General features: G+C 70.9%; 14 protein-coding genes. 7 read left to right on the forward strand and 7 right to left on the reverse strand.

Annotated elements, in window-relative coordinates; genetic code table 11:
* Nucleotides 1–365: 365 nt before the first annotated feature.
* Nucleotides 366–803 (reverse strand): winged helix-turn-helix transcriptional regulator, encoded by a 438-nt coding sequence (locus OG310_RS07515; RefSeq protein ID WP_443078572.1) that lies wholly within the window; start codon nt 801–803, stop codon nt 366–368.
* 90 nt (nt 804–893) lie between these two features.
* Between OG310_RS07515 and OG310_RS07520 the strand changes: the two genes are divergently transcribed.
* From OG310_RS07520 to OG310_RS07540, 5 genes are all read left to right on the forward strand, one after another.
* Nucleotides 894–1,589 (forward strand): FMN-dependent NADH-azoreductase, encoded by a 696-nt coding sequence (locus tag OG310_RS07520; RefSeq protein ID WP_329455093.1) that lies wholly within the window; start codon nt 894–896, stop codon nt 1,587–1,589.
* A 229-nt stretch (nt 1,590–1,818) separates the two neighbouring features.
* Nucleotides 1,819–2,898 carry an acyl-CoA dehydrogenase gene (locus OG310_RS07525; protein ID WP_329455094.1) on the forward strand — a complete coding sequence of 360 codons (1,080 nt, stop codon included), beginning with the start codon at nt 1,819–1,821 and terminating at the stop codon, nt 2,896–2,898.
* A complete protein-coding gene (locus tag OG310_RS07530) occupies nt 2,895–3,872 on the forward strand; it encodes a PIG-L family deacetylase (RefSeq protein WP_329455095.1) in 978 nt (325 codons plus the stop codon). Before OG310_RS07525 ends, OG310_RS07530 begins: the two co-directional genes overlap by 4 nt.
* Nucleotides 3,869–4,483, forward strand: a complete 615-nt coding sequence (locus tag OG310_RS07535; protein ID WP_329455096.1) for an SAM-dependent methyltransferase — start codon at nt 3,869–3,871, stop codon at nt 4,481–4,483. Before OG310_RS07530 ends, OG310_RS07535 begins: the two co-directional genes overlap by 4 nt.
* Nucleotides 4,480–5,196 (forward strand): glycosyltransferase, encoded by a 717-nt coding sequence (locus OG310_RS07540; protein ID WP_329455097.1) that lies wholly within the window; start codon nt 4,480–4,482, stop codon nt 5,194–5,196. Before OG310_RS07535 ends, OG310_RS07540 begins: the two co-directional genes overlap by 4 nt.
* A 262-nt stretch (nt 5,197–5,458) precedes the next feature.
* Here the strand turns inward: OG310_RS07540 and OG310_RS07545 are convergent, their stop codons facing one another.
* The 3 genes from OG310_RS07545 to OG310_RS07555 form a co-directional block, all read right to left on the reverse strand.
* Nucleotides 5,459–6,604 carry an ABC transporter ATP-binding protein gene (locus OG310_RS07545; RefSeq protein WP_329455098.1) on the reverse strand — a complete coding sequence of 382 codons (1,146 nt, stop codon included), beginning with the start codon at nt 6,602–6,604 and terminating at the stop codon, nt 5,459–5,461.
* 19 nt (nt 6,605–6,623) lie between these two features.
* Complete coding sequence (locus OG310_RS07550; RefSeq protein ID WP_329455099.1) at nt 6,624–8,408, reverse strand: ABC transporter permease; 1,785 nt, start codon at nt 8,406–8,408, stop codon at nt 6,624–6,626.
* 407 nt (nt 8,409–8,815) lie between these two features.
* The gene (locus tag OG310_RS07555) at nt 8,816–9,865 is read right to left on the reverse strand and encodes an ABC transporter substrate-binding protein (protein ID WP_329455100.1); all 1,050 of its coding nucleotides are present in this window, start codon (nt 9,863–9,865) and stop codon (nt 8,816–8,818) included.
* A 529-nt stretch (nt 9,866–10,394) separates the two neighbouring features.
* On the opposite strand from OG310_RS07555, the gene OG310_RS07560 reads away from it, so the two are divergent.
* Nucleotides 10,395–11,177, forward strand: coding sequence for a FadR/GntR family transcriptional regulator (locus tag OG310_RS07560; protein ID WP_329455101.1), 783 nt, complete (start codon nt 10,395–10,397; stop codon nt 11,175–11,177).
* Between the two features lie 97 nt (nt 11,178–11,274).
* Here the strand turns inward: OG310_RS07560 and OG310_RS07565 are convergent, their stop codons facing one another.
* The 3 genes from OG310_RS07565 to OG310_RS07575 all read right to left on the reverse strand — a co-directional run bounded on the left by OG310_RS07565 (nt 11,275) and on the right by OG310_RS07575 (nt 14,606).
* Nucleotides 11,275–12,573 (reverse strand): MFS transporter, encoded by a 1,299-nt coding sequence (locus OG310_RS07565; RefSeq protein ID WP_329455102.1) that lies wholly within the window; start codon nt 12,571–12,573, stop codon nt 11,275–11,277.
* Between the two features lie 254 nt (nt 12,574–12,827).
* Nucleotides 12,828–13,520, reverse strand: a complete 693-nt coding sequence (locus OG310_RS07570; RefSeq protein ID WP_329455103.1) for a class I SAM-dependent methyltransferase — start codon at nt 13,518–13,520, stop codon at nt 12,828–12,830.
* A 69-nt stretch (nt 13,521–13,589) separates the two neighbouring features.
* Nucleotides 13,590–14,606, reverse strand: coding sequence for a cupin domain-containing protein (locus OG310_RS07575; RefSeq protein WP_329455104.1), 1,017 nt, complete (start codon nt 14,604–14,606; stop codon nt 13,590–13,592).
* Between the two features lie 362 nt (nt 14,607–14,968).
* Between OG310_RS07575 and OG310_RS07580 the strand changes: the two genes are divergently transcribed.
* Nucleotides 14,969–16,249, forward strand: coding sequence for an NAD(P)/FAD-dependent oxidoreductase (locus OG310_RS07580; RefSeq protein WP_329455105.1), 1,281 nt, complete (start codon nt 14,969–14,971; stop codon nt 16,247–16,249).
* Nucleotides 16,250–16,337: the final 88 nt, after the last annotated feature.

Here is a 16,337-nt window from a genome sequence, read left to right on the forward strand (position 1 = left end):
CAGGATCGAGGCGGCCTCGGCCTCGGGAACCCGTCACGTCCGTGTGTATTTCCGCCGCCGCCGTCAACGCACGGCGCGATGCGGTCCGCCGGGTGTGGAGGGGATGGTTCCCGTTCGCGTGCGGCGGGCTGATCTCCCGGCCGCGCGAGCCGCGTTCACCGATGGCTCCTCGCGCGTCGGCGGTCGGCGGGCGTCCGCGCGGACGGTCGACGTCGGCTGATCCCCTCAGGGCCTCGGCTGATCCCTCAGTGTCTCGGCTGATCCCCCTCAAGGGCCTCGGACGTGGAGCGGGGGCGGTCGTCGGCGCCCCGCGGGGTGAAGGACCGGGCTCACCGGTCGTTCCGGGTCCCGCCCCCACCGCGGGATCACCCGGGGTCGGCGGCGCTGTCGTACGTGGTCTGGTGGCGGCGGATCTCCGCCTGCCGGTCCGCTGACCAGGCCGCCAGTTCCAGCACGGTGGACAGCAGCGAGGTGCCGAGTGCGGTCAGGGAGTACTCGACGCGCGGCGGCACCTCCGCGTACGCGGTGCGGTCGACCAGCCCGCTGCGGCGGAGCTGCTTCAGGGTGAGGGTCAACATCCGCTGGGAGATCCCGGGAATGGCGTACGCGAGGTCGGAGTAGCGCACGGGACCGTCGGAGAGGGTGCCGATGATCAGCACACTCCACTTGTCGCCGACCAGGTCGAGGATCTCGCGGATGAAGTCGGCGTCGCTGTCGGCCCAGCGCGCGCACGGCCCGGGGGTCCGCCGCACGTTCCCCCGTACGTTCGTGCGCCCCTGTCGGAGCTCGGTGTCGGCGCTCACGTCTCCTGCCCTTCTCGCATGATCCACGCACATGAATGTGCCTTTTGTAGCGCTTGCCACTCTAATGCACAGTGTGGCTACGAACAGATAGTGAGTTTCGTACGTCGCACCGGAAAGAGAGCCACACCCATGTCGTACCTGCTGCGCATCGACTCCTCCGCCTCCGGCGGGTCCTCCTTCTCCCGCCTGGTCGCCGACTCCTTCACCGACGCGTGGAGGGGCGACATCGTCCGCCGCGACCTCGCACTGGACCCCGTCGGTCACCTGGACGCTGCCGCCATCACCGCCCGCACCACCGCCCCCGACGAGCACACCCCCGAACAGAAGGCCTCCGCCCGGCTGCAGGACGAGCTGGTCGAGGAGTTCCTCGGCGCCGACGCCTATCTCTTCGCCGTGCCGCTGTACAACTACTCGATCCCCTCGGTCTTCAAGGCGTGGCTGGATCACGTCATGGTCATCGGCAGGACCATCGGCCTGGGCGGTGCCGTGCCCAGCGCCGGCCGCCCCGCCGTCATCGTCTCGGCCCGTGGCGGCGGATACGGCCCGGGCACACCCCAGCACGGCAAGGACTTCCTGGTCCCCGCCCTGGAAACCATCTTCAGCGATCCGAACCTCATGGCCCTCGACGTCCGGACGATCACGCCCGAGCTGACCTTCGCACCGGTCATGGAGCCTCTGCGGCACCTGCTGCCGCAGCACCGGTCCTCCCTGCGGGAGTCGCACGCCGAGGCGCGCCGGCAGGCCGAGGACGTCGCCCGCGTCACGGCAGCCCGGGCGACGGCCTGATACTCCGATTCCCCGGTGTCCGCATTCCGGGGATCGCCTGGTCCGCCACCACCGCGCCGCCGCGGTGGTGGCGGACCCCGTTCCGTGAGACGTTCCCAGCACCTCGACGTTGTCCGTTTGGGGGTGTTTGGGCGCGCTCCGCGCGGGCAGTCGGACGCCGTCCTTCCCCGTCTTCTCCCCCGTCCCCCGTGTTCCCCCCGCACGCCCCTCATCACCCGTTCCAGGAGGCATGGTGACCGCTGACGCGACGACTCCCGCTCGCCCCGCGCCGCAGCAGGACGACGACCGGGACACCCGCGCCCCGGCCGCGCTCCGGCGGACGGTGGCGGACCGCTTCGTCGCGCTGACCGCGGCGCGCGGCCCGGCCGCCGCGGACGGCCGGCTGCTCGCCGATGTACCGCTGCCCGGCTCCGGCCGCACCGCCGAGCGATTCCTCGCCCTGCACGCGCTGGGCCGCGAGGATTTGTGCGTGGCCCGGCTGGTGGAAGGCCATCTGGACGCCGTGGCCATCCTCGACGAGATCGCCGGTATCCGCGTCGAGCCCGGTGAACGGTGGGGGGTGTGGGCCGCGCAACCCCCGGGCCCCGCACTCTGCGCCCGTCGCACCGGCGGCCGGTGGGTGCTGGACGGCCCGAAACCGTACTGCTCGGGTGCGCACAGCGTCACGCACGCGCTGGTCACCGCCGACACCGAGGACGGCCGGCGGCTGTTCGCCGTGCGGGTCGCGCAGGCCGGCGTGCGGCCGGTACCCGGCAGCTGGCAGGCCATCGGGATGGCCGGCAGCGACACCCCTGACGTGGAATTCACCGAGGTCGAGGGCACACCGGTCGGCGAAGTCGACGCATATCTCGACCGACCCGGTTTCCAGCACGGCGGGATCGGGGTGGCGGCCTGCTGGCTGGGCGGTGCGCGGGCGGTGGCCGAGACGCTCTACGCCTCGGCGCGCCGGCGTACGCACGACGCCATCGCCGCCGCGCACCTGGGGGCCGTGGACATGCTCCTCTCGTCCGCCGCGACGGTGCTGGAACGCGCGGCCGACGACATCGACGCGGACCCGCTCGACGTCCTGGGCGGTGCGCGCATGCGCAGCCTGCGGGTGCGGGCCCTGGCGGACCTGGTCTGCACCCAGGTCCTCGACCACGTGGGACGCGCCACCGGCGCCGGGCCGCTGTGCCACGACCCGCGGCACGCGCGGGCCGCCGCCGATCTGAGCGTGTACGTGCGCCAGCACCACGCGGAACGCGATCTGGCGGAGTTGGGGCGTGTGTTCGGCGTACGCGACGAGGACGGCAGGGAGACCGACCGATGACCGGCACAGCACCGAACGCGGCACCCGACCCGCTACCGGGGACCGCACCCGACTCCCCGTCCCCCGCGGTACCGGGGACCGCGCCCGGCCTCCTGAGCGGCCCGGTGCCGGACCGGGCGGCACGGCCCGCCCCGGTTGCGCGCCCCGGGCCCCCGCCCCGGAGCGCGCCGGAGGTGCGGGAGACGGCGAGCCTGGAGGCGGGCGCCGCGGGCACCGCGTGCCGGCGGGCCGCGGCCTACGCGATCGACGCGGACGGCACGCCCGAGTCCCACTGGGCCGCCTGGGACGGGCTCGGCGCCCTGCCGGTGGCGCTGCTTCCGCCGGGCCCCGTGCTCGTGGTGGCGGCGCACCCCGACGACGAGGTGCTCGGCTTCGGCGGGACGATGGCGGCACTGGCGGCCGCCGAGACGCCCGTACACCTGCTGTCGGTGACCGACGGGGAGGCGTCGCATCCCCGCTCCACCCGTCCGGCCGCCCGCCGGCTGGCGCAACTCCGCCGGGCCGAGCTGGACGCGGCCCTCGGGGAGCTGGGCCTCGCACGGGTCCGCACGACGCGGCTCGCGGTCCCGGACACCGCCGTCGACCGGCATGAGGACCGGGTACGCGACGCCGTCGCCGAGCTGCTGCGGGAGACCGGCGCCCGGTTGTGCGTGGCGCCGTGGACCGGCGATCTGCACAGCGACCACGAGGCGGCGGGCCGGGCGACCGCCACGGCATGTGCCGCGGCGGGGGTACCGCTGTGGTGCTACCCGGTGTGGCTGTGGCACTGGTCCTTCCCCGGTGACCCGCGGGTGCCGTGGGGAAGTGCCGCACGGCTGCCGCTGGACGAGGGGTCCGCCGCGGCGAAACGGCGTGCCGTGCGGCGGTTCGTCACCCAGACCGAGCCGATCGGCGCGGGCCCGGAGGATGGCGCGATCCTGCCGCCCGCCGAACTGGCCCATCACACCAGGGGGTTCGAGGTGGTCTTCCGATGAGCACCCCCGCCGGCTATTTCGACGCCATGTACGCGTCGGACAGGGACCCGTGGGATCTGGCGGGCCGCTGGTACGAGCGCCGGAAGTACGCGCTGACGATGGCGTCCCTGCCGCGTGCGCGCTACCGCAGCGCGTTCGAGCCCGGCTGCTCCGTCGGTGTGCTCACCGCGCTGCTGGCCGAGCGGTGCGACCGGCTGCTCGCGGCCGACCGCGTGGAGTCGGCGGTCGCCACGACCGCGGACCGGATGGGCGGCGTGCCCCACGTCACGGTGGCCAGGATGACGGTGCCCGGCGAGTGGCCCGACGGCACGTTCGACCTGATCGTGCTCTCCGAGCTGCTGTACTACTTCGACGACGCGACCCGTGAGGCGCTGCTCGCACGGGCGGTCCGGAGTCTGGAGCCGGACGGCACACTCGTCACGGTCCACTGGGACCACCCCGTCCCCGAGCACCACCGCACCGGTTCCCAGCTGGCGCGGCCAGTCGCCGCGACGCCCGGCCTGGCCCCGCTGACGGACGTACGGGACGCCGACTTCCGGCTGCAGGTCTTCACCCGCACCGGCGGCGCGACCGGTGCGCGCTCCCCCGCACAGGCGGAGGGGCTGGTGTGAACGCCGCCCCGTCGGCCTGCGCGGTGATCGTGCCGGCCCATGACGAGGCCGCCTCGCTGTCCGCGACTCTGCACTCGGTACGGGCCGCGGCCCGCCATCCCGAGGTCGCGGGGGTGCCGGTCGTGGTCGTGGTGGTCGCCGACGCCTGTACGGACGGCACGGTGGCGGTGGCCGAGGCAGAGGGCGCGCTGGTGGTGCGCGCGTCGTTCCGCAATGTCGGCCGGGCGCGGGCCGCCGGCGCGGATGCCGCGCTGCGCCTGCTCGCCTCGTACGGGGACGGGCTCTGGCTCGCCACCACCGACGCGGACACGGTGGTCCCGCCGCGCTGGCTGGCTCACCAGCTGCGTCACGCCCGGCAGGGCTGGGAGTGCGTGGTGGGCACGGTACGGCTGGCACCGCACCCTCTGCTCAGTGCCACCACCGCCGCCCGCCACGACGCGCACTACTTCGCCCAGCGCCCGCCGGGGCCCGGCGCGTGGCAGCATCCGCACGTGCACGGCGCCAACCTCGGTGTGGCGGCAGGCCCTTACCTGGCAGCCGGCGGGTTCCCCCCGCTGGCGCACAGCGAGGACAGGTCGCTGGTGGCCGCCCTGGAGCGGGCGGGCCGGCGGATCCTGCGGACGGACGTGTGCCCTGTCCTGACGTCGGGGCGCGTCGACTCGCGGGCCCCGCACGGATTCGGCGCGTTCCTCACCTCGCTCGCGAACACCTGACGGGCCCCGGTCCCCCTCTCCGGCCTGTCCGGAGCCGGAGCCGGACTCGGCACGGGCCAGGCCCCCGCATGCCCGGCTCGCCCGGCCACCCCGCATGCCCCTCACAACCGCACGTCCCGCATCCACACCGCGCGTACCGGCACGGCCCGCACGCCCGCGACCCCGCCGGCCCGTGCGACCGCCCCTCAGGGCAGACGTACGGACCGACGGGGCCGTGGTTCCTCACCGTGTCGCGCGGGCCGTCCTGGCCGGCCCGCCCCGCTCAACTCGCCGTGGCCGTACCGGCGAGCGGCGCCCTGCCGCTGCCTTCGGTGGCCGTGTCCGCCAGGATGGCGACGGCGGTCTCCTCGTCGGGCGAGACGAACACCGGGTCGCCGTGGGAGAGTCCGACCTTCTCCTTGTAGATGCGGGCACGCAGCAGGGTGTCGCCGACCCGCACGTGGTAGTCCCAGCAGTCGCCGTGGAAGATGCTGAACTCCACGGTGCCCTTCCAGCCGCGCCCGGTCGTGTCCTTGCGGGACAGCGACAGGCTCTCGGGCCGGATGAACACGTTGACCTGGTGTCCTTCCGCCAGTTCGCCCGCCGCGACGCACCGCAGCGTGCCGTGCGGCAGGTCGATGTCCACCAGGTCCTCGCTGCACGCGGTGACCGTGCCCGGCAGGCTGTTGGAGATGCCCATGAAGCGGGCGGTGAACTCGCTGCGCGGGCGGGCGTAGATCTGCTGGGCCGGACCGCGCTCCACGATCTGCCCGAACTCCATGAGGATGACCTCGTCGGAGACGGCCAGTGCCTCGTCCTGGTCGTGGGTGACGAACACGGTGGTGATGCCGAGTCGTTGCTGCACCGCGCGGATCTCGTCCCGGACGCGGTCGCGCAGCCCCTTGTCGAGGTTGGACAGCGGCTCGTCGAGCAGCAGCACCTCGGGCTCCCTGGTCAGCGCGCGGGCGAGCGAGATGCGCTGCTGCTGGCCGCCGGAGAGCGCGGGCGCCGGGCGATCGGCCAGGTCGGCGAGGCCCACCAGGTCGAGGGCCTCCATGGCCTTGCGGCGCGCCTCGGGCACGGGGAGTTTCTTCTGCCCGGAGCGCAGCGGGAACATCACGTTCTGGATGGCGGTCATGTGCGGCCACACCGCGTACGACTGGAACACCACGCCGATGGGGCGCTGGTGCACACTCACGTACACGTTGTCGTCGGACGAGTAGACGACCTTCCCGCCGATGCGGATCTCTCCCGCGTCGGGCCGTTCAAGACCCGCGATGAGGCGCAGGGTGGTGGTCTTGCCGCAGCCACTGGGGCCGAGCAGGGTGACCAGTTTCCCTTCCGGCACCATCAGGTCGATGTTGTCGACGGCGTTGCGGGTGACCGCCTTGCCTTCGAATCGCTTGATCAGTCCGCGTATTTCGATCACGAGACTCTCCTTCGAGCGCTCAGTGGCGGTTCCGGTTCAGCCCGGTCTTCCTGGTGACGAGGCTGACAAGGCCGACGATGACGGCCAGGAAGACGACGATGAAGACTCCGAGTGCGGCCACGATGGGGTAACTGCCGTTCGCCCACTCGGTGTAGATGGTCACCGACACCACCTGGGTGTTCTCGGTGTAGAGGAAGATGGCGGCCGAGATCTCACGGAACGCGACGATGACCGTGTAGAGGAACGCGGCCAGCAGCGAGGGCGCGAGCAGGGGCACGTAGATGCGCCGGAAGGTGCGTATCCAGGAGGCGCCGCTGACGGCGGCCGCCTCCTCCAGTTCGTCCTTGATCTGGGCGATGCCCGGCACGATGTAGCGCAGGCCGTACGGCAGGCCGATGGTGACGAACGCGATGACGAGGATGGCGAGGGTGCCGTACAGGTGGAACGGCAGGGGCGCCGTCAGGTACCAGTACAGGATGCCGACGCCCATCACGACGCTGGGCACCGCGATCGGCACGGTCGCGAGGCCGTCGAGGAGGCCCCGGCCGCGCGCCTTGGTCTTGACGGTGATGTAGGCGACCAGCGAGCTGAGCACGGTGACGATGGCGCCCGCGAGCACCGCCGTGATCAGGCTGTTGGTCACGGACTTGGTCAGCGCGGGGGTGTGCAGGACCGCGCTGTAGTTGGAGAGGGTGAGCCGGTGCAGGGCCGACAGCGACGGGGGTTCGTACCCCGGCAGCAGCGACGACCAGACCAGCATCAGCAGGGGCAGTGCCACGGCCACGACGAAGAACACCACGAACGCCGCGAGGCCGAGCCACTTCCAGCGGCCGAGGTCGATGGAGGTGGGCCGGAAGCCCTTGCCGGTGATGGTCTGCGCCTCCACGCCCGAGCCGCCGAGCTTGCGGGAGAAGTACAGGCCGACGCTCGCCACGACGAGGATGAAGATGCCGATGACACCGACCGTGCCGTAGTCGGTGGGGAACTGCTGGAGCGCGTTGTAGATGCGGCTGACGAAGACGAAGGTGTGTCCGGGGACGCCGATGAGCTGCGGCACCTCGAAGGTGGAGATCGTCTGGACGAACATCAGCAGGGCCGCCGACATCACGGCGGGCCGGATCAGCCGGGCCGTGATGGTGCGGAAGACCCGCCACGGTGGCGCGCCCGAGCTGAGGGCCGCCTCCTCCAGCGAGGAGTCCATGTTGCCGAAGGCCGCGGTCCCCATCAGGAAGGCGACCGGGGTGACGTGCATGGACTGGACGAGGACCATGCCGGCGAGTGAGTAGATGTCGAAGGCCGGCAGGTGCACGTCGCGCAGCAGCACGTTGAGCGCACCGGTGCGCGGAGCGAACAGCAGTGCCCACGCGACGGTGTTGAGGATGCCGGGAATGATCAGTGGCACCAGCGCGGCGATCTGCGCGAAGAACTTCGCCGGTGTGTTGGTGCGGGAGACGAGGTAGGCCAGTCCGAACCCGATGACCGTGCACACGACGGCGGTCGCGGCGGCGTAGGCGAAGGAGTTGCCGACCAGGACCCAGAAGTCGGAACTGCCGAGCGTCTCGCTGTAGTGCCGCAGCGTCCAGGTGGTCTTGTCCGCGGAGAGGAAGGAGCCCTGGAGGCTGGCGATGACCATCGTGCCCGCCGGGACGACGGCCAGGTAGGCGACGACGAGGGCGACGACGGCGAGCAGGATGTTCCGCGGGTTGCGGAACCAGGCCAGGATGCGGGACGTGGCTGTGCCTGCGGGGCGGAATGCTCCGCGGTTCTCAGGTGGCGCGGGGCGCGACCGACTGATGAGGCTCATTGCTTGGCCGTCCTCGGGGTGGGAGGGGCGGTGGCCTGTGCGGTCACGCCCTGGGGTGAGGTCAGGGGCACACGGTCGGGGGTCGTGGGCACGTGAACAAGAAGACGCGGGAGCAGGTGAAGCGGTGAGCGGTGGCTCCGGGGCCGAAGACCGGTACCGCGGGGCCCGGGGTCCGGTGCGGATCACGGGTCGGCGGGGGAAAGCGGGTTCGGTGGGGAGCACGGGTTCAACGGATCACGGATTCGAAGGGGTACGGAAGGGTTCGGTACGTGGAAATGAGCGGTATGCGAGGGGTACTGGGGGTGTGTGAGGAGTACGGAGCGGGCGGCGCACACCGCCTGGCGGAGCCGGTGCCGTCCGCGTCGGCCGCGTACCCGCCACCGGGACCCCCCTGAGCTGCGCGGGGGTCAGATGGCGTGCAGGGCCTTCTGGTATTCCTGCAGCAGGATGTCGTACTTGTCGGGCTCGATCACCGGTGTGGACCACGCCGGCTTCCACTTCTTCTCGTTCCACACCGAGGGGTCGTCGTGTGCCAGGTCGCTCAGCGAGACGTGGTTCGTGATGGAGACGACCTGCTTCTGCCCCTCCTTCGACATGATCCAGTCGATGAAGAGCTTCGCGGCGGCCGGGTGGGGCGCCTTCTTGGCCAGTTCCTCCAGCACGGCGGCGGAGGGCAGTGGGTCCGGGTTGGAGAAGGCGAGGCGCGTCGGTGTCTTCTTCTTCAGTGCGGCCGCCTTGTAGCCGTACGCGTTGGCGACGGCGGCCGGCTCTCCGCCCTGCACCTCGGTGAGCGACTGGGTGTGGCTCTCCACCAGGCGGGGCTGGTTGGCGCCGAGCTTCTTGACGAGGGCGAGCGCCTTGTCGTGGCCCATGGCCGAGATGAGCCCCTCGTACCAGTTGATGGCCTTGGGGTCGATGGAGAACTTGCCCTTCCAGGCGGGCTTGGTGAGGTCCTCCAGCTGCGTCGGCACCGGCAGGTGCTGCGACTTGACCGCTTGCGGGTTGTAGGCGATGGCACTGGTGTTGATGTACACGACATTGCGGTAGCCGTCCGGGAGGTTCTGCAACTCCTTGGGCAGCGCGGGAATTTCAGGAACACGGTACGGGGCGAGCGTGCCGACCTTGATCAGCTGGTACACGGGTTCGGAGTCTGCCGAGATGACGTCGGCGTTGAACTTGCCGCCGCGTTGCTCGGTGACGAGCCGGGAGGGCAGTTTGTCGGCGCTCAGCCGCAGCGCCTCCACCTTCACTCCGGGGTACGTCTTCTGGAATGCCGAGATCATGTCGTCGACATCGTCGTCCGCGAATGTCGTGTACCAGAGCAGCTTTCCCTCTTTCTTCGCCTGGGCGAGGAGTTGGCCCGGCTGCTGGGCGGGGGCGACCTTGGTGACGGCGCCGCCGCCGGTGGTTCCTCCGCAGGCGGTCAGGGCGCCGGCGAGCAGGAGTGCGCCCGACATCCGCACAGGGGAACGCAGTGTTGTCATCACGGCTCGTGGTGCGTGCGGTGCGCGTCGTCCGCGCATTTCCGCCACCTCCAGTCGAGGGCCCCGTGGAACCCGACCGGTGGGTGTCTTTCGTGGGGCCTCGCCGAAAAACAAGTGACATTCTGGGCTGACGGTATGACCATTGCAATAGTCGCGCAGGCTTTTCTTGCGAGATGCGCAACCGTGTCCGTCGCGTGACGACAACGCCCCGCTCACCCGGAACGCGCGCTTCAGTAGGCCTGCGACAGAACCGAGTTGGACCATGGGAGACTTGACCCGTCCGACCGTGAAAGAATCGTCGGCCACGACCGCGGGCGGTCCCCCGGACCGCACGGCCCACGAGCGTGACCGACGGGACCCGCTCGACGCGGGCCACCGGCACGGCGACCGAGGAGAGCGACCGGAGCGGGCCCGCGTCACCGCGTCAGGGGTTACGGTGGGCTGTTCGGGCCACAGGGATCATTGGTCATACCCTATTCCGGTAGACTAGGACGGTCAATGCATGACGAAAGGACTCTCCATGCCGGCGCGCCGAGCGAGTGCGAAGGACGACGGCCGGCAGGCCGGGCTTCTCACTCCCGTGAACGACCGCCGCATCTCCGCGTTGATCGTGGACCAGGTGCGGACCCTCATCCACGAGGGCAAGCTCACCGCCGGGGACCGGCTGCCCCCCGAGAGGGAGATGTGCGAGCGGTTCGGCGTCAGCCGCGTCACCGTACGCGAGGCCCTGCGGGTGCTGGAGGCCAGCGGCCTCGTGGAGATCCGGGTGGGCGCGCACGGCGGCGCCTTCGTCACCAAGCCGACCAGTGACCGGGTGGGCGCGAGCATCGTCGACCTGCTGACCCTGTCGTCGGTGACGGCCACCGAGGTCACCGCGGTCCGCATGGTGCTGGAGGTCGGCATCATCCCGCTGCTGTCCGAGAGCGTGGACGACGAGGACATCGCCGAGCTGAACGCCATCTGCGACCGGCAGGAAGAAGCGCTCGACACCGGCGACTACCACGTGGAGCTGTCCGCCGAATTCCACACCCGCCTGGCGGCCGCGACGCACAACACCGCGTTCGAGATGCTGATCCAGTCCTTCCACGGCCCGCTGCTGATGTCGCTGGCCAAGGCCAAGAGCACGGCGCCGGAGATGGGCCGCCGCGGCCTGGACGAGCACCGCGCCATCGTCGAGGCGGTACGGACCGGCGACGTGGCGACGGGCGAGCGGATCATGCGCGAGCACCTGACGCGCACCGCCGACCGGCTCTGCCTGGACGAGGAACCCGCCAAGAACGCGTGAGCGAGCCGCGGGCCGGATACTCCCGGCCCCGCGGCCCCGCCCCGCGCTCCCCGGCGGGGTGGGCGGCAGACCCCGCCGGCCCCCGCGGGGACCGTGCTCAGTAGCCCTGAGGCCGTAGCACGAGACAGCACCCGAGCGAGATCAGCACGGCGACGAACAGCACTCCGAAACCGGCCGTGTACGAACCCGTCGCGGTGAGCAGGGTGCCCATGAGCGCGGGCAGTACGGCGCCGACCAGGTTCGTCAGCGACGAGAACACACTGCTGGAGTACTCGGTCTGCCGTGTCGGCATCAGACTGTGCAGCAGCGACCAGTTGGTCACCACGCACCACGCGTTGCCCGCGAGGCCCAGGAAGATGAAGAAACTGTCCACGCCCGCGTTGGTGAACAGGGCGGTGCCGGCGATCCCGACGCCCTCCACGGCGAAGCCCCAGGCCGCCCAGCCCGCGCGTTTGACCTTGCGGTCGGAGGCCCGGCCCACCAGCACCATGACCACGATGGACAGCACGTTGGCGACCGTCAGCACGATGCCGATGTTGCCGAGGGTGACGTGGCGGGCCTGCTGGAGGTAGAGCGGCACCCAGGTGACCAGCCCGTAGAACGGGGCGTTGGTGCCGATGTACATCAGCATGGTCAGCCAGTAGCGGTAGTTGCGAAACGGCGACTCCGGCCCGAGCTTGGGCACCGTGGTCGTGTTCTCGAAGCGGTCCGCCTCGATGTGCTGGACCTCTTCCTCGCTCATCCCGTCCGCGTTCTCGGGCCGGTCCTGGAGGAAGATCAGCACGATCAGGAAGGCGAACACGGCCGCGACGACGGCCTGGGTGAGGAAGGTGACCCGCCATCCCGTACCGCTGATCATCACCGTCGTCAGCGAGCTGCCGATCGCGGATCCGACGAAGATCCCGGAGAGCCAGGACGCGTTGGCGCGCCCCCGTTCCTGCATCGGGAACCAGCGTGCGGTCAGGGTGTGCGCGACGGGGTAGAAGCACGCCTCACCGATGGCGAGCAGGATGCGCGTCCCGTACAGCTCGTTCAGGCTGTTCACGAACGGTGGCAGTGCCAGGGCGAGCACCCAGATCGCGGTGCCGATGAGCATCGACTTGCGTGGTCCGAGCCGTTTCAGCACGAACCCCCAGCCGAACAGCGCGATGCCGTAGGCGTAGAGGAAGAGGCTGGTCAGCCACCCCACGGAGCCGGGGTGCTTGTCCAGACCGAACTGGTGGCTGAAGGCGTGGTCGGTGACGATGACGCCGATGGAGGACTTGCTCAACTGCGCCACTGAGAAGGCGATCAGCAGCGGCAGACTGACGTGGAGCCATCTCTGTGCGTGCCGGCCGCGCAGGGCGGTCCGGCGGCGGGGTGGGGATTCGGCCCTCAGTTCTGTCTCGGGTGTCACGTGCTTGCGTCCTTGCATGTACGTACGAGTGAGCACGCGGCCCTGCGGTGCCGGGCGCGCGTGCTCAAGGGGTGCGCGGCAGTGCGCGGTGTCTTTTCTTGACGGTGTGCGGGCCCTGGCGGGCCGCCCGACGGTTCTCCCGCCCGACGGCGTTCGGGCCCGGTGGTCTCCCGGGGTGTGCCGGGTGTCCTTCGGTGCCCGGCCCGCGCGTCGCGCAGCGCACAGGATGCGCGACGCAGGGCCGGGGCGGTGGATCAGGCCGGTGGGCGGCGGCCCACGAACAGGCAGGTGTAGAACGCCTTCCAGGCGACGTCCACCTCGCTCAGACCCGCGGCACGATACCCGTCGAGGTGGTCGTCCACCGCGGTGAGCGGGTAGTGGTGATGGTGTGCCGGTGCGGGCTTGCGCGGGGCCCAGTACTTCTTGCGCACCGACCGGTAGCGCCGGTCCCACACGTCCTCGGGACCGATGTGGTCCAGATTGACCAGCCAGCCGTCCGGGGCCAGCAGCCCCGCCGCCTCCTGGTAGAAGGCGTGCAGTTCCGCCCGGTCGAGGTGGTGGCTGGCCCGCGAGCTCGCGATGACGTCCGCGCCCTCGGGGATCCCCGCCGCGCGCAGCGCCTGCATGTCGCCGACCTGGAAGGTGACCCGGTCGCCGAAGCCGGCCAGGTCCTTCCTCGCCTGCTGGAGCATGGTCTCGGAGACGTCCGACCAGACGCCCCTGGCCTTCGGGAACGCGGTGAGCAGGACGGAGAGGAACTTCCCCGCGCCACTCGCGATGTCCACGATGAGCGTGGGCTCCGGTTTGTCCTCCGCCACCATTTGCGCCGCGATCGTGCGGGGCAGTTCGAGCAGGTCCCGCGTGCCGTTCGGGTCGCCGCCCAGCCACGCCGTGGCGAAGGCCGGGTCGGACCACACCTGGGCCGCGGTCGGGCCCTCTTGTCGCATCTCGTCTCCTCGTCGGCTCCGCGCGGGACGGGAGCGCCCCACGTCATCGCGAAAACGGACCGGACCGCGTCAGGAGCGGGCTCCCGCGGGACCGTCGTACTCCGGGGCGTTCTCCAGGAACACGGTGTTCTGGTACCCGAGCTCCTTGAACTGGCGGTTCTGCGCGGAGATCAGCTTCAGGGGCGACCCGTCGGCGGCGAAGTGCTGGGCGACGGTGTTGTGCGGTACGTAGACCGTGTCGCCCTCCTTGAAGTCGTGGCGCGTGGGCTCGTTGGCGATGCGGGCGTAGTACTTCTCCGCGATCTCGGCCTCGACCTCCCAGTGAAGGCTGTAGCCGGATCCCTCACGCACGTACAGGACCTCGTCGGCCATCGTCCAGCGCTTGCCGGAACGGCTGCCCGCCGGGACCTCCAGGACGTACGTGTCCACACTGAAGGTGCGGACGTCGTCGCCGGGCTGCGACATGGTGCGGACCTTGCCCAGCGGCGTGGACTCCCAGGGGGTGTCGGCCGACTTGACGACCTTGCGCATCTTCTCGACGTTCGGCGTCCACAGCTGCGACCAGTCGACGCGCTCGCCGAACTTGTCGGGGCTGTCGATGGGGCCGCTGCGGCCCTGCTGGATGAGGCCGAGGTACATCCACAGCGACTTGGCCTTGAAGATGAGGCACTTCGCCGTCTGGTCGTACGGGTTGAAGTGCCGGTGCACCGAGTCGGTGTGGACGATCACGAGGTCGTCCTTCTCCCACTCGTAACGCTGGTCGTCGTGGATCTCGTAGCCCGCGCCCTCCAGGATGTAGAAGGCGGCCTCGTTCTGGTGGCCGTGGCCGTGGTTCGAGGACTGCGGGGGCAGTTCGACGAAGTGGACCTGGAGGCTCTGGGTGAGGAACGGGTCGTCGCCGGGGCCGATCCGCCACCAGGTACGGGACTTCTCCGAGTCGCCGCTGTGGCCGACCTTCGCGTCGTCGACGACGATCGAGTCGTCGCGGACACGGGGGGCGTCCAGCTGGCTGCGGCGGAACTCCTTGAGGCCGTAGGTCTCCGACGTGATCCCCCGCAGGAAGACCCGCCCCTTCTTCTCGCTCATAGACTTCTCCTCGTGATGTCGGACCGGGGCGCGGCGGCGTCCACCGGTCCGTGCGGCGGTCTTGTCCCCGGCGCCCGCCGGGGAGAGACAGATTCAGATACGCGGCCATGCAGGCCACAACGAACGGGCACTGCTGGGGAGTTATGAGTCCGTCCGGCCTCAGACCACTGACTCGGCCGTGATTGATTCGGGCATTCAGCCTGACTTCATTGGCCTAACCTTTATATCAACGGGCCGGAGAGCGAGTCAACGATTCGGGCACGTGACCGCACAGTCACAGGCGCCGCACCGGTACGGCTTCCGCCCGATGGTTCAATGGTATTACATTAAGAACATCGAGCATCGACTGAGAGGGGTTCCCGATGCCACGCAAGGACGGCGAAGGCCGCGCGACGAGTGACGGCACACTGATCGTCGGCGCCAGCCAGGCCGGGCTCCAACTGGCCGTCTCGCTGCGGCAGCTGGGCGACACCCGGCCGATCACCCTGGTCGGCGAGGAGCCCCACGCGCCCTACCAGCGGCCACCCCTGTCGAAGGAGTTCCTGGCGGGCACGGCGGAGCTCGACTCGCTGGCCTTCCGGACGCCGTCCTTCTACCCGGACCACGACATCGACCTGGTGTGCGGCGAGCGGATCACCAGCCTGCGGCCCGGCCGCGCGCTGACCGCGTCCGGCCGTGAACTGCCCTACGCGCGGCTCGCCCTGACCACCGGGGCGGGCCCCAGGCGGCTGTCCGTGCCCGGCGCTGAGCTGGCCGGAGTGTGTTACCTCCGCGATCACGACGATGCGGCCGGCCTGCGCCGCGCACTCGCCTCCGCCTCGCGCGCGGTGGTGGTGGGCGGCGGCTTCATCGGCCTGGAAGCCGCGTCCGCCGCGCGCGCGGCAGGGTTGTCGGTGACCGTCGTCGAGGCGGCGGGACGGCTGCTGGGCCGGGCCGTGGCACCGGTCGTCTCCGACTTCTACGCGCGGGCGCACCGGCGCAGGGGCGTTCAGGTGCTGCTCTCGACCGGGGTGACGGCCTTCGAGCCGGACGCCGACGGCCGCCGGGTGTCCGGCGTGGTCCTCGCGGACGGCACGGTCCTCCCCACCGACCTGGTCCTGGTCGGCGTCGGAGCGGTACCGAGGACGGAACTTGCCGAGCAGCTCGGCCTGGTGTGCGAGGGCGGCATCGTGGTCGACGCGTCCGCCAGGACGAGCGACCCGTCCGTGGTCGCGGCGGGCGACTGCACGGTGCAGCCGCACCCGCTGACCGGCGAGGGCCGAGTGCGGATCGAGTCGGTGCAGAACGCCGTGGCGCAGGCGCAGATCGCGGCCGCCACACTGCTCGGGCGCACCGCACCGGCGAAGGCCGTGCCGTGGTTCTGGTCGTACCAGGGGGACCTGCGCCTGCAGATCGCGGGACTGTCGCTCGGGCACGACACGACCGTGGTGCGCGGCACGGTCGACGACGAGCACTTCTCGGTCCTCTACTACCGCGACGGCCGGCTCCTCGCGGTGGACGCCGTCAACCGCCCGGCGGACTACATGGCGGTCCGCAAGGCGCTGACCCAGGGGGCGACCATCCCGGCGGGCGCCGCGGCCGATGCCGAGGCCCCGCTGAAGTCGCTGATCACCGGGGTGGAGAGCGCGGCGCCCGCCGCGTGAGAGCCGCCGGTAGGGGCGTACGGAAGGTCAGGAGGGGCGGACCGCCACGGCGGTCCGCCCCTCCTGTCACCGGCCCCCGGGATCCCGC

It is taken from the genome of Streptomyces sp. NBC_01497 (genome assembly GCF_036250695.1).
Classification (GTDB): Bacteria; Actinomycetota; Actinomycetes; order Streptomycetales; family Streptomycetaceae; genus Streptomyces.